The 13,413-nt window shown below is 51.7% G+C and carries 13 protein-coding genes and 2 pseudogenes; 8 read left to right on the top strand and 7 right to left on the bottom strand.

The window, feature by feature from the left end; all coding sequences use genetic code 11:
• From JL661_RS17450 to JL661_RS17440, 3 genes are all read right to left on the bottom strand, one after another.
• Complete coding sequence (locus JL661_RS17450; protein WP_004236540.1) at positions 1 to 207, bottom strand: 2-hydroxymuconate tautomerase family protein; 207 nt, start codon at positions 205 to 207, stop codon at positions 1 to 3.
• Between the two features lie 107 nt (positions 208 to 314).
• Positions 315 to 1,307: an inner membrane protein YhjD gene (gene yhjD, locus JL661_RS17445; protein WP_049242212.1), complete on the bottom strand. Its 993-nt coding sequence runs from the start codon at positions 1,305 to 1,307 to the stop codon at positions 315 to 317.
• A gap of 411 nt (positions 1,308 to 1,718) precedes the next feature.
• Positions 1,719 to 2,108: a DUF1090 domain-containing protein gene (locus tag JL661_RS17440; RefSeq protein ID WP_004236536.1), complete on the bottom strand. Its 390-nt coding sequence runs from the start codon at positions 2,106 to 2,108 to the stop codon at positions 1,719 to 1,721.
• A 189-nt stretch (positions 2,109 to 2,297) separates the two neighbouring features.
• Here JL661_RS17440 and JL661_RS17435 point away from each other — a divergent pair, with 189 nt between their 5' ends.
• The 4 genes from JL661_RS17435 (at position 2,298) to JL661_RS17420 (ending at position 5,346) form a co-directional block, all read left to right on the top strand.
• Positions 2,298 to 3,140: a 23S rRNA (adenine(2030)-N(6))-methyltransferase RlmJ gene (locus JL661_RS17435; RefSeq protein WP_036417394.1), complete on the top strand. Its 843-nt coding sequence runs from the start codon at positions 2,298 to 2,300 to the stop codon at positions 3,138 to 3,140.
• A gap of 69 nt (positions 3,141 to 3,209) precedes the next feature.
• On the top strand, positions 3,210 to 4,562 hold the full coding sequence (gene gorA, locus JL661_RS17430; protein ID WP_004236534.1) for a glutathione-disulfide reductase: 1,353 nt from the start codon (positions 3,210 to 3,212) through the stop codon (positions 4,560 to 4,562).
• A 131-nt stretch (positions 4,563 to 4,693) separates the two neighbouring features.
• Complete coding sequence (locus JL661_RS17425; protein WP_062773288.1) at positions 4,694 to 4,999, top strand: type II toxin-antitoxin system TacA family antitoxin; 306 nt, start codon at positions 4,694 to 4,696, stop codon at positions 4,997 to 4,999.
• On the top strand, positions 4,999 to 5,346 hold the full coding sequence (locus tag JL661_RS17420) for a GNAT family N-acetyltransferase (protein WP_081113485.1): 348 nt from the start codon (positions 4,999 to 5,001) through the stop codon (positions 5,344 to 5,346). The genes JL661_RS17425 and JL661_RS17420 overlap by 1 nt, the downstream gene beginning before the upstream one ends.
• 250 nt (positions 5,347 to 5,596) lie before the next feature.
• On the opposite strand, the gene idi is transcribed toward JL661_RS17420, so the two are convergent.
• The 4 genes and pseudogenes from idi to mobA form a co-directional block, all read right to left on the bottom strand.
• On the bottom strand, positions 5,597 to 6,118 hold the full coding sequence (gene idi / locus JL661_RS17415; RefSeq protein WP_049246570.1) for an isopentenyl-diphosphate Delta-isomerase: 522 nt from the start codon (positions 6,116 to 6,118) through the stop codon (positions 5,597 to 5,599).
• A 127-nt stretch (positions 6,119 to 6,245) separates the two neighbouring features.
• A pseudogene (locus tag JL661_RS17410) lies at positions 6,246 to 6,547 on the bottom strand (HdeA/HdeB family chaperone).
• A 209-nt stretch (positions 6,548 to 6,756) separates the two neighbouring features.
• Complete coding sequence (mobB, locus tag JL661_RS18510) at positions 6,757 to 7,275, bottom strand: molybdopterin-guanine dinucleotide biosynthesis protein MobB (protein ID WP_225310111.1); 519 nt, start codon at positions 7,273 to 7,275, stop codon at positions 6,757 to 6,759.
• A gap of 36 nt (positions 7,276 to 7,311) precedes the next feature.
• Positions 7,312 to 7,848: pseudogene (gene mobA / locus JL661_RS18505) on the bottom strand (molybdenum cofactor guanylyltransferase MobA); the annotation flags it as partial.
• A 226-nt stretch (positions 7,849 to 8,074) separates the two neighbouring features.
• Here mobA and JL661_RS17400 point away from each other — a divergent pair.
• From JL661_RS17400 to polA, 4 genes are all read left to right on the top strand, one after another.
• The gene (locus JL661_RS17400) at positions 8,075 to 8,344 is read left to right on the top strand and encodes a YihD family protein (RefSeq protein ID WP_004240741.1); all 270 of its coding nucleotides are present in this window, start codon (positions 8,075 to 8,077) and stop codon (positions 8,342 to 8,344) included.
• 8 nt (positions 8,345 to 8,352) lie between these two features.
• Positions 8,353 to 9,339 carry a serine/threonine protein kinase gene (locus tag JL661_RS17395; protein WP_370531212.1) on the top strand — a complete coding sequence of 329 codons (987 nt, stop codon included), beginning with the start codon at positions 8,353 to 8,355 and terminating at the stop codon, positions 9,337 to 9,339.
• A gap of 18 nt (positions 9,340 to 9,357) precedes the next feature.
• On the top strand, positions 9,358 to 9,981 hold the full coding sequence (gene dsbA, locus JL661_RS17390) for a thiol:disulfide interchange protein DsbA (protein ID WP_004236525.1): 624 nt from the start codon (positions 9,358 to 9,360) through the stop codon (positions 9,979 to 9,981).
• Between the two features lie 345 nt (positions 9,982 to 10,326).
• On the top strand, positions 10,327 to 13,110 hold the full coding sequence (gene polA, locus JL661_RS17385; RefSeq protein WP_062773291.1) for a DNA polymerase I: 2,784 nt from the start codon (positions 10,327 to 10,329) through the stop codon (positions 13,108 to 13,110).
• Positions 13,111 to 13,413: the final 303 nt, after the last annotated feature.

Genomic DNA, 13,413 nt, shown 5'->3' with positions numbered 1-13,413 from the left:
TTATTTCTTCGCGTCAGCGCGCAGTTTCGTCACACTCTGTCCGCCGACACCCCAGTTGTCTGTTTCCACCTCATCAATAATCACAAAGGTTGAAGCCGGGTTTTTTCCCAGTACATCAACAAGTAATTGTGTGGCACCTTCAATCAGTTTTTGCTTTTGTTCTGCGGTCGCACCTTCTTTGGTGATGCGGATATTGATGAATGGCATAGAGGCTCCTGATAGATGTGGTTGTCTGCAACTGTCTGAATATCAGCCGGTAACGGTTCAGTATCCGTTACACTGACTGATATTCATACCATATTGCAGCCAAAATCTCAGGCGGTTTTGTTTTTTTGGATATCAGTCGCAATCCAGGCGGCAGAAAAGAGGATCAGGCGCGCGAAGAAATAGAAAAAGGCCATCAGGCCGATAACGGAACCAAACGCAGCACCGGACGGGGAGGCCGCCATATTCGGCAGCAGCCAGGTCATAATGGTTTTCAGGATCTCAAAGCCTATTGCGGCCAGCAGTGTGCCTTTCAGCAGGGAGCGGCGGCTCAGCTTCATGCGCGGCAGGATCCAGAGAATCCAGGTAAACAGCAGATAGTTGGCAAGGATGGAGATGGTCAGGCCGATAGTTGTCCAGGCGGGACGCAGCCATTCGACAGCATCCAGGCCGAGAAACGCGACAATCCGGGCTTGCGCGGCACCGGCAATTGAGGTCAGCGAGAGAGTAACCACCAGCGCCACCAGCAGACCGATCAGCGCCAGGAAATCCCGCAGATAGCGCAGGAACATATTCTCTTTCACTTCAATATCCGGCTCCCACTGGTCGTGGTACTGTGCCCGGATAGCCATCCGCAGATTGCCCACCCAGTTCACCCCGGAATAGAGTGCCAGTGCCAGACCGGTTAACCCGACGGTTGCACGCTGGCGGATTGCGGTATCAATACTGCGCTCAATAGTGGCGGCGAGTGTCGGGTCGCTGATACTGTTGGCGACACCACGGATAAGTTTAGTCAGCAGTTCCGGATTAAAGGCCAGCACATAACCGGCGGCGGCAAAAGAGACCATCAGAATCGGGATCATGGATAAAAACGAGAAATAGGTAATCGCTGCACCGAACGGGCTGCCCATTCTGTCATTAAAGCGGGTGGCGGTGCGGATCAGATGGGCAATAAACGGAATATTGCGGATATAATTTCCGGCTTTCACGCTCCATTTCAGGGCTTTTTTTCCCTGTTTTAACCCTTCATCAAAATTCTTCCGCAGGGGTTTTAATGATGATGTGCTGTTGTCATCTTCCGGTGTGTCGTTTTCCCGGGTCATGTATCCTCGCTTATTCGGAAATTGATTCCGTTTAAGTTTACTACAGGACTCACCGGATGAACAATTCAGGTTCCGGTATAACGGGCTTCAGAATTTCCCGATTGATTAACCGGGATAATAATATGTAATTAGCCGCGCTTATTTCTTCTCAGAATAATTAAAATAAATACCAATTTATAAGATGTTCACAATATGAATAATAAATGTGTCTTTCCCGGAAATAACCGGGGAATTTACCGTTGTTTGCTGATACCGGTTATTCTGCTGCTTATTACCGGGTGTGTTTATAAACCGGAAGGGCCTTATTTTGAAGTCCGCTTTCAGCTGACTAATTATTTCGGGCAGGTAAGAGCAACAGCGTTTTAATACTGTTTGCCGGTTTCTGTTGTCAGAAAACCGGCAGCGGTATGATTACTTTAATAATGAATCCAGTTCCGCCTGTGCTTCTTTTAATTCCGCTTCGGCTTCGGCCAGTTTGCGTTCGCGTTTGGCAATCTTACTGATATCGCCTTTATCGATGGCTTTCTGTAAATCGGCTTTGCGCTCTGCCACTTCTTTTGTCCGGTCACTGACTTCATCGCGGGCATCATCACGCAGGCTGTTTGGTGTGCAGTAAGTATTCACATTCTGCAAAGCCCGCTCCAGCCCCTGCACACGGTGAGTATTGCCGTGAGCTTTGGCGTAGCTGAGCTGCTCCTGAATTTTGCTTTTTTTGATGTCACAGCCATTCTGCGCACTCAGCGCGGAGGTGCTTACCAGTAATGCACCCAGAGCCAGTGCAGCAGTTGTAAAACGTGTCATGTTTACCTCGTTATTTATACTAGTCGTCATTTTATGACTATCAATAATGACAATGGTTCATTATCACGCCGCACAGATGAGGAAAGGGCATTGGTTCTTTCCTGCCGAAATCAGGTTATACTGAGCACTTCAATCTGTACTGATATTCTTGTTCCGGGTGGTGCACACCCGACCATCTGAGGCCCTTGTATGCTTAGTTACCGCCACAGCTTTCACGCCGGCAACCATGCGGATGTGTTAAAACACACCGTCCAGAGTCTGATCATTGAATCATTAAAAGAGAAAGACAAACCCTTTTTGTATCTGGATACGCACGCCGGCGCCGGGCGTTATCAGCTCAGTGGTGAGCATGCGGAGCGTACCGGGGAGTACCTGGAAGGGATCGCCCGTATCTGGGCACAGGAATCGGTGCCGGAAGAACTGAAAACGTATCTTGAAGCCGTCAGTGCACTGAATCCGCGTGGTGACCTGCGTTTTTATCCGGGTTCGCCGCTGATCGCCGCACATTTGCTGCGTGATCACGACAAATTAAATATCAGCGAACTGCATCCGTCTGATTTCCCGCTGCTGCGCAATGAATTTAGCCGCGATAACCGCGCCCGTGTGGTGCGGGAAGATGGTTATCAGCAGCTGAAATCACAGTTACCGCCGTTGTCCCGGCGCGGATTTGTGCTGATTGACCCGCCGTATGAACTGAAAAGTGATTATCAGGCCGTGGTGAAAGGGATTCAGGAAGGTCACCGCCGTTTTGCGACCGGGACTTATGCGGTCTGGTATCCGGTGGTGCTGCGCCAGCAGATCAAACGGATGGTAAAAGATTTCCAGGCAACCGGGATCCGCAAGATTCTGCAAATCGAGCTGGCGGTGCGCCCTGACAGTGATCAGCGCGGTATGACCGCATCCGGCATGATTGTGATTAACCCGCCGTGGAAGCTGGAATCGCAGATGAAATCTGTGCTGCCGTGGCTGCATAACGTGCTGGTACCGGAAGGTACAGGGCATACACTGGTTGAATGGATCACACCGGAATAATTCGTTTCCGCTGCGGGCATGACGGCAGCGGGTGTTTATGTATTGACTGATAAATGGAACGAGCCAACTATGAGCAAACATTACGATTATATTGCAATCGGCGGCGGCAGTGCCGGTATTGCGTCTGTAAACCGGGCAGCAATGTACGGGCAGAAATGTGCCCTGATTGAAGCAAAAGCGCTCGGCGGCACGTGTGTTAACGTCGGTTGTGTCCCGAAAAAAGTGATGTGGTACGGTGCGCAGATTGCGGAAGCTATCCGCCAGTACGGCCCGGATTACGGGTTCGATACCACCATCAATCATTTCAGCTGGGACAAACTGCTGGAAAGCCGTTCTGCGTATATTGATCGTATTCACCAGTCTTATGAGCGCGTTCTCGGCAATAACAAAGTGGATGTGATCACCGGTTTTGCCCGTTTTAAAGATGCGCACACGGTAGAAGTGAACGGTGAAACGTACACCGCGGATCATATCCTGATCGCCACCGGCGGCCGTCCGGTTCCGCCGTCCATCCCGGGCGCGGAATACGGGATTGATTCTGATGGTTTCTTCGCACTGAAAGCTCTGCCGTCACGTGTGGCGGTGGTCGGTGCCGGGTATATCGCCGTGGAACTGGCCGGGGTGCTGAATGCACTGGGCAGCGAAACACATCTGTTCGTCCGCAAACATGCACCGCTGCGTAATTTTGATCCGCTGATTACGGAAACGCTGGTCGAGGTGATGAACACCGAAGGGCCGTCACTGCACACCAACTCTGTACCGAAAGCAGTTGTGAAAAATGCTGACGGCAGCCTGACCCTGCAACTGGAAAACGGCCACGAGCAGACTGTAGATTGCCTGATCTGGGCTATCGGCCGTGAACCGGCAACAGACAACATCAATCTGGATGTGACCGGCGTGAAACTTAACGACCGTGGTTATATTCAGGTGGATAAATACCAGAACACGTCGGTTCCGGGCGTGTATGCGGTGGGGGATAACACCGGCGCTGTCGAACTGACGCCGGTTGCGGTTGCCGCAGGCCGCCGTCTCTCTGAGCGCCTGTTTAACAACAAGCCGGACGAGCACCTGGATTACACCAATATCCCGACTGTTGTCTTCAGCCACCCGGCTATCGGCACCGTGGGTTTGACAGAACCACAGGCGATTGAGCAGTACGGCGCGGATAATGTGAAATGCTACAAATCCTCTTTCACCGCCATGTATACCGCTGTCACCAGCCACCGCCAGCCATGCAAAATGAAGCTGGTGTGTGCGGGTAAAGACGAAAAAATCGTTGGTATCCACGGCATCGGCTACGGTATGGACGAAATCCTGCAGGGCTTTGCGGTTGCACTGAAAATGGGCGCCACCAAGAAAGATTTCGATAATACCGTGGCAATCCACCCGACAGCAGCGGAAGAGTTTGTGACAATGCGCTGATGGCACAGTAATTGATACTGATGTCTGCAAAGCAGGCCGTGACGATGTCCGGCCTGCTTTATTTTACGTAATGACAATGACACTACACCGTACTATGTTTAAAAGGATGTAACATTATTCCGGAGGAGGATATGACAAAACACACAGATGAGCAGCATCCTGTGTCCGGCGTGAATATCACCCGTTCAACACTGAATTTACGCATCAAACCGGAAGATAAAATTCTGATTGATCGCGCAGCGCATGCTGCCGGTAAAAACAGAACCGAGTTCGTACTGGAAGCTGCGCGGCGTGCCGCCGAAGAAACACTGGCAGATTTACGGGTTATTGATGTCAGTACCGATGTCTATCAGCAGTTTATTACCAGACTGGATATGGCACCACAGTCCGGTGAGGCGCTTCACGGACATTTGTCGTCTGCCACCATAACCGGATAATGGCCTATTATGCATTATCGACAGGTGTTATTACCTGTTCACAGGCGGCGGGACGCTTCAGACGTAATATGCCTCCGGAAATTCCGGTTATTCTGCCGGGACGTCTTGCTGTTGATGAAAGCGTAAAAGGCAGAGGGATCGGACGGGGTCTGATAAAAGATGCCGCACTGCGGGTCTTGCAGGCAGCCGGGATTGTGGGTATCCGCGGTATTGTTGTCCGTGCTCTGTCTGATAATGCCAGACGTTTTTATGAGCATACCGGTTTTATGCCGTCACCGGCTGACCCGATGCTGCTGATGATTACATTACGGGATCTGCAGCTGGCAACCGGTATCTATTCTGAATAGCTGACGGTCACCCGAACTTCTTCGACATCCCCTCTGATGCCGGGCCGACCGATTTCCAGCCGGGCTTTTCATAGAAACCGGGTTTATCCGCGACCATCGGGATATAGGAACCTTCGAGTGTGGCGGATGTAAGATAGCCCCCGATGCAGCCCGATCTCAGCGGCTTTCAGTGATTTTGCCGACAATCCGGCTTTAATGCGCAGCGCGCAGTACTCCTGCGCGGAAGGCGCACGTTCTTCTGTTATCAGCGTCATGAGGTTGTTATCTGTAATAGCGGGAATTTTTTGGCGATGACCTTAAACCATTCGGCAAATTGCTGCGGATGGTCATGCATCTCTTTTTTCAGGTCAGTGAGTGATATCCAGCGCACGGCAGCGACTTCCTGCGGATTCAGGGAAAACGGGCCGTTATAGTGACCGGTAAACAGGTGATCATATTCATGTTCAGTCAGTGACGGCGGAACATCCGCACGGTAAATGATATGGCCGGCGGCCTGTAACGGGCTGGTGATCCCCAGCTCTTCCTGCAGACGGCGCTGTGTCGCCTGTTCCAGCGATTCACCACGGCGGGGATGACTGCAGCAGCTGTTGGCCCACAATCCGCCGGAGTGGTATTTGCTGAGTGCGCGCTGCTGGATCAGCAGCTCACCCGCATCATTAAACAGGAATACAGAAAACGCACGGTGCAGTAATCCGAGCTGATGAACGCGGAGTTTTTCGTCATACCCGAGGGTATTATCATGTTCATCGACCAGAATCAGTTCGTCACTCATTATATCTTTTATCCGATAAAGCGGCTGAAAGATATACTGTAGCAAATATGCAGCGGAAAGTTTGCCGGAATAGTGGCATAAAAACGCCGGAATATATCTCCGGCGTTTCATTATTTATTTTCAGAGATTATTTATTGCGGGCAGCCAGGTAATCCTGAAGGGTGCCTTCCGGGAATTTCTTACAGAATTCAACAATTTTTGGTGCTTCTGCAACCCCTTTTTCTGACAGTGCCACAAAGTCACCGCCCGGGTATTGTGTGTCTTTGCTGATCACCCACAGGCAACCGGCGCCCAGCTTTGCGGGTTCAGATTAACGAATTCTTTGCAGGTCATTTTATCGGGTACCTGAATATCAGCAGGTTCAGCGAGAGCCACTGAGGAAAATGCACTTGCAGCAACCAGACACGCGGTGACGAAATACTTTTTCATGATAAATAAACCTCGTTTTTTGTTTCAGGAAATACAACAAATACGTTTTCAGGATAGATCAAATAACGTCATATTCAATATTTCTCTATTTTTAAAGAGGAAATAATAATATTAAATGGTTTTTTCAGGATAAAAAGTATGAGCATGCAGATGAGACTCATATCGGGCCGGGTAACATGATTTTATGTCAGGCCCGATATGAGTGACGATTACGGATGGTGTTCCAGCCAACTGACAATAAAGTCACGGATGGCAGTGATATTGTTGATATCCAACTGCGGTACAGTAACATCCAGCCGTGGCTTATCTGACGCAAACGCAATAACAAATTCATCCAGCAGTGTCTGATACGGACGGTCAGTCACATCGCGGAACAGGGCGATTTTCGGTACGGATTCCCCCTTGAACCCTTCCACCAGGATAAGATCCAGCTCCCGTGTATCAAAGCGGGCGGCCAGCTGCATCAGATCAGGCTCCGCGCCACCCGGGGTTTCGGTCATCAGTGCAAACCGCTCCTGACTGACCACCAGCGTCTGATAAGCACCAGCTTTACGCAGTTCGTAGCTGTCTTTCCCCGGGGTGTCCACATCCATATCGTGATGCGTGTGCTTGACCAGACCGATGCGCAGCCCGCTTTCCCGCAGTTGCGGGATCAGCTTTTTCAGCAGTGTGGTTTTGCCGGTGCCACTGTAGGCAGTGACGGCCAGCAGCGGTACCGGGTGCGGCAGCCGGTGCTGTTTTTCCCATTCCCGGCACTCGGCAAGGGTATTGAGATTAATAAAATCGCCGGGATTTGCATCAAATGTGACGGCTTTGGCGCCGATTTTATCCATAAACAGCAGAAGTTTGCGATCACCGCCGGTGAGGTATTCTGTCAGCGGCGTGATCAGCGAGCGGTGACACAGCGCAAAGGCCGGATGCGCCCGCTGGTGATCACAGGCATAAGCGCACAGGGCATCACCTTTCTGCTGCCAGAGTTTTTCTGCCAGATCCGCCGGGAACTGCGGTACATCACAGGGTACGAACAGCACCCAGTCGTGCAGGGCATTTTCAAGACCGGCGAGCATCCCGGCAAGCGGGCCCGGAAAATCCGGTAATGTATCGGCGACCACCCGCAGGCCGGTGGCGTGATAATCCTGCGTATTGCGGTTGGCATTGATAAAAATATCGTCTGTCTGCGGGGCGAGCAGTTTTACACTGTGCTGATAAAGCGGGATCCCGCCCAGTAATACCAGACCTTTGTCCTGTCCCTGCATCCGAGTGGCCCGGCCGCCGGCAAGAATACAGCCGCTGAGTTGCATCATCATTTTCAGTTTCTCTGACAATCTCTGATAAATATTCTGAACTTATCTTAACAAGGATTCCGGTATAGTGAGCGCGAATATCAATGCAATGGTCGTTATAATCACGGATAATACGCCGCAGTTATTACAGCCTGCCAATATTTACGCATCCTGACAGTCCTGTTCTTTCCGGAGCGGCGGATAATTGGTAATGTGTTACGATCTTGCTTATAAGGAATTTATTATGAAATGTCATCGTCTTAATGAGGTTATCGAACTTCTGCACCCTGTCTGGCAGCAACATTCTGATCTGAACCTGATGCAGATGTTACAGAAACTGGCTGACGAAGCCGGGTTTGAGGGTGAATTATCTGATCTGACCGATGATATTCTTATTTATCACCTGAAAATGCGCGGCTCTGAGGCAACAGACGCCATTCCGGGTCTGAAAAAAGATTACGAAGAAGATTTTAAAACCGCCCTGTTACGTGCACGCGGCATCATCAAAGAGTAATGCAGACGATTACCCCGCCGGTTTTCACTTTTCAGGATTTCCGGCCTGACCGCCTGATCGACAGCCTGAGCCGTTACGGTATCTGGCTTGATTCCGGTCTGACGGAACTGAACAGCTATGAAAACCGCGTATATCAGTTTACGGATGAAAACCGTACCCGCTATGTGGTGAAATTCTATCGTCCGGCCCGCTGGAATGAGGCGCAGATCCGTGAGGAGCACGACCTGACCCTGACACTGGCTCAGGCCGGGCTGCCGGTCGCGGCACCGCTGGCCTTTGACGGCGACACGCTGCTGTCACAGGACGGTTATCTGTTCGCGCTGTTTCCGTCGGTCGGCGGACGGGCGTATGAGACGGATAATCTTGATCAGCTGGAAAGCACCGGGCGGCTGCTCGGACGGCTGCATCAGATAAGCCGGGAACGCTGTTTTGAGCACCGGCCGGCGATCGGACTGCAGGAATATCTGCTGACACCGCGTGAAATCCTCGCGCAGTGCCCGCTGATCCCGCAGGCGCGTCGTGACAGCTTTATCGCGACACTGGATACCCTGATCCGTGAGACATCCGCCCGCTGGCACGACGACTGGCACGCCATTCGCCTGCACGGGGATTGTCATCCGGGTAATATTTTATGGCGTGATGAACCGTGGCTGGTGGATTTCGATGATGCCCGCAACGGTCCGGCAGTGCAGGATCTGTGGATGCTGCTCAGCGGGGATACGGATTCGCGCCGTTATCAGCTGGATATTCTGCTCGATGCCTATCAGGAGTTTTGTGACTTCGATACGCGGGAGCTGGCACTGATTGAACCGCTGCGCGCCATGCGCATGGTTCATTTTTTATCCTGGGTGGCACGCCGCTGGCAGGATCCCGCTTTTCCCCGGGCATTTCCGTGGATGGCGGAAGGTGATTTCTGGTCACAGCAGCAATCACTGATGACTGAACAGACAGCCGTACTGGCGGAGCCTCCGCTGACGCGCTTTCTGCCTTATTGATTTTCAGGAGAGATAAAGATGAAGAAACTTTGGTTAGCGCTGATTGGATTTGCGATGTCATTCAGTGTCTTTGCAAACCCGGTATCGGGAAAAGAGTACACCGAACTGAGCACACCGGTAACAAATCAGCCTGACGTGGTGGAGTTTTTCTCCTTCTACTGCCCGCACTGCTACCAGTTTGAAGAAAACTTCAAAGTACCGGAATCCATCAGCAAAAACCTGCCGGAAGGGGCGAAACATGAACGTTATCATGTTGATTTCCTCGGCGGTCCGATGGGGCCTGAACTGACCAAAGCATGGTCTGTGGCAATGGCGATGGGTGTTGAGGACAAAGTGACTCCGCTCCTGTTCGAAGGCATTCAGAAAACCGGCACAATTAAAACGCCTGCTGATGTCCGTGACGCCTTTATCAAAGCTGGTGTGACCGGCGAGGATTATGATTCCGCCGCGAACAGTATCTTTGTGAAATCCTTGATTGCCAAGCAGCAGAAAGCGGCTGCGGATTACAAATTACGCGGTGTGCCGGCAGTCTTTGTCAAAGGTAAATACCAGATCAACAACGCCGGTCTGGAAGTCAAAGATGTGAATGAATACGGTAAAGCGTTCTCTGATACGGTCAATTATCTGATCAAACAGAACTGATCACAGCATCTGTATCTCCGGGAAGCAATGGCGGTAACGCCATTGCTTTTTTACTATCCACATTAATCAAGTGATTACAACGGCAGATTATCTTGCGGTATTCGTTTATAACCTATTGATTTTTTTGAACGAGATTCAGGCATATCGCGCTGCAGACAGTGATTTACATAGGGTTCATAAATTTACCCACAAAGTTATCCACAGCTTGTTATTTTTTATTTCCAGGGCAAACCTGTCCTGTTCTGAGTGCGGGAAGATTAACGGCTGAGGCTGATAATAGTCGTCTGATGCCGCAGTCTGTGGCATGCTACCCGCAAGAATCCATTTAATACTGTGAAGGCAATTATGGCTCAGATTGCAGACAACCCTTTGATTTTAGTCGATGGTTCATCGTACCTCTATCGTGCTTACCACGCATTCCCTCCGCTGACTAACAGCGCCGGACAACCGACCGGTGCCATGTACGGCGTGCTGAATATGCTGCGCAGCCTGATAATGCAGTATGAACCCAGCCATGTTGCCGTGGTATTTGATGCCAAAGGTAAAACATTCCGTGATGAATTGTTTGAAGCCTATAAATCACACCGCCCGCCGATGCCGGATGATCTGCGTGAGCAGATAGCGCCGCTGCATGACATGGTCGTCGCGATGGGGATGCCGCTGTTATCTGTTTCCGGCGTGGAAGCGGATGATGTTATCGGGACACTGGCGAAACAGGCGGCGGCAGAAGGCCGTGCCGTGCTGATCAGTACCGGTGATAAAGATATGGCGCAGCTGGTGACCCCGGATATCACCCTGATCAATACCATGAACAATACCATTCTCGGGCCGGAAGAGGTGGAAACCAAATACGGTGTTCCGCCGTCACTGATTATTGATTATCTGGCGCTGATGGGCGACTCCTCCGATAACATCCCGGGCGTGCCGGGCGTCGGCGAGAAGACCGCTCAGGCCTTATTACAGGGGCTGGGCAGCCTGGATGATATTTATGCGGACCTGGATAAAATTGCCGGACTGAGCTTCCGTGGTGCCAAAACCCTCGCACCGAAGATGGAAACCAATAAAGAGATGGCATATCTCTCTTACACTCTGGCGACCATCAAAACCGATGTGGAACTCGATTGCACCTGGGATTCCCTGGCACTGACGGAACCGGACTTAGATAAGCTGCATGCATTATTCACACAGTATGAATTTAAACGCTGGATAAGTGATCTGGAAAACGGCGGCTGGCTGGCGAAGAAAAGTACCCGCAGCGCGCCGTCAAAAGCAGCTGTAACCGGCGCAGTACAGACCCCGGCAGCCACGCCGGAAATCAGTAGTGAAAACTATGAAACTATTCTCGATGAAGAGGCGCTGAACCGCTGGGCACAAATCCTGCGTGAAGCCGGTGAGTTTGCGTTTGATACCGAAACCGACAGTCTGGATAATCTCTCCGCGCGTCTGGTCGGGATGTCATTTGCGGCGAAAGCAGGCCATGCGGCGTATGTGCCGATTGGTCATGATTATCTGGATGCGCCGGATCAGTTGCTGACTGAGCAGGTGCTGCGGGTGATGAAACCGATTCTGGAAGATGAAAAAATACGGAAAATCGGTCAGAACCTGAAATTTGATCGTGGGATTATGGAAAATTACGGTGTGGAACTGCGCGGAATCGCCTTCGATACCATGCTGGAATCCTATGTGCTCAACAGTGTCGCCGGACGTCATGATATGGACAGCCTGGCCGACCGTCATCTGAATTACAAAACCACCACCTTTGAAGATATCGCCGGGAAAGGCAAAAAGCAGCTGACGTTTAATCAGATCCCGCTGGAAGAAGCGGCCAATTATGCGGCGGAAGATGCGGATATCACACTGCTGCTGCATCAGGCGCTGTATCCGCAGCTGGAAGCCGAAAAATCGCTGCTGCATGTCTATCAGGATATCGAAATGCCGCTGGTGCCGGTGCTCTCCCGTATGGAACGGACCGGGGTTCTGATTGACGCCAATGTGCTTGCCGCACAGTCAGTGGAGCTGACAGCCCGTCTGGATGAGCTGGAAAAACAGGCGTTTGCGATTGCCGGAGAGGAGTTCAACCTCTCTTCACCAAAGCAGCTGCAAACTATTCTGTTTGAAAAACTGAATCTGCCGGTGGTGAAGAAAACTCCGGGCGGTGCACCGTCAACCAATGAGGAAGTGCTGGAAGAGCTGGCGGATAACCATGAACTGCCGCGCGTGATCCTCGAACACCGCGGCCTGTCCAAACTGAAAACCACCTATACCGATAAACTGCCGCTGATGGTGGATCCGAAAACCCGCCGTGTGCATACCTCGTATCACCAGGCAGTGACCGCGACCGGCCGTCTTTCTTCCCGTGACCCGAACCTGCAGAATATTCCGGTCAGAACCGATGAAGGCCGCCGTATCCGTCAGGCATTTATTGCCCGTGACGGCTACTGCATTATGGCCGCGGACTATTCTCAGATTGAACTGCGCATCATGGCGCATCTGTCACAGGACAAAGGGCTGCTGAAAGCCTTTGCCGAAGGCAAGGATATCCACCGCGCCACCGCCGCCGAAGTGTTTGGTGTGCCGCTGGACGAAGTGACGGCGGATCAGCGCCGCAGCGCGAAGGCTATTAACTTCGGCCTGATTTACGGCATGAGTGCATTTGGTCTCGCACGTCAGCTGGGGATCCCGCGCGGTGAAGCACAGCGCTATATGGACCTCTATTTTGAACGCTATCCGGGCGTGCTGGAGTATATGGCCCGCACCCGTGAACACGCGGCAGAAAAAGGCTATGTGGAAACGCTGGAAGGCCGTCGTCTCTGGCTGCCGGAAATCAATTCCCGTAACGGTATGCGCCGCAAGGCGGCTGAGCGCGAGGCGATCAACGCCCCGATGCAGGGCACCGCAGCAGATATCATCAAAAAAGCGATGATTGCCGTGGATGACTGGCTGCAAAAAGAGAACATCGATGCGCTGATGATTATGCAGGTGCACGATGAACTGGTGTTTGAAGTACGAAAAGAACAACAGGCTGAGATGGCAGAGAAGATCCGCGGGCTGATGGAAGCCGCGATGAAACTTGATGTGCCGTTAAAAGTAGAAGCGGGGGTAGGCGCCAACTGGGACGAAGCCCACTAATTTACGCGTCATCTTTCAATCCATGGCCGCGTTGGCCGCACTCAGAAATCCGGGTCACATACTGGTGTATGCTCCCCGGATTTCTTCCTTTGCCGCCTTGCCACAAATTGAAATCTATAGCGTAAAGGCATTGTGCTCTGAATCGTGTTTGTTTGATCACGCGTCATCTTTCAATCCGTAGCTGCGTTGGGCATGCTCAGAAATCCGGGCCACATACTGATGTATGCTCCCCGGATTTCTTCCTTTGCTGCCTTGCCACAAATTGAAATCTATAGCGTAAAGGCATTGGCCCCGGAGCGGGTC

Source organism: Morganella morganii, from assembly GCF_019243775.1.
Classification (GTDB): Bacteria; Pseudomonadota; Gammaproteobacteria; order Enterobacterales; family Enterobacteriaceae; genus Morganella; species Morganella morganii.
The sequence above is the reverse complement of the archived record's forward strand: the minus strand, read 5'-3'. Positions and strand labels throughout refer to the sequence as shown.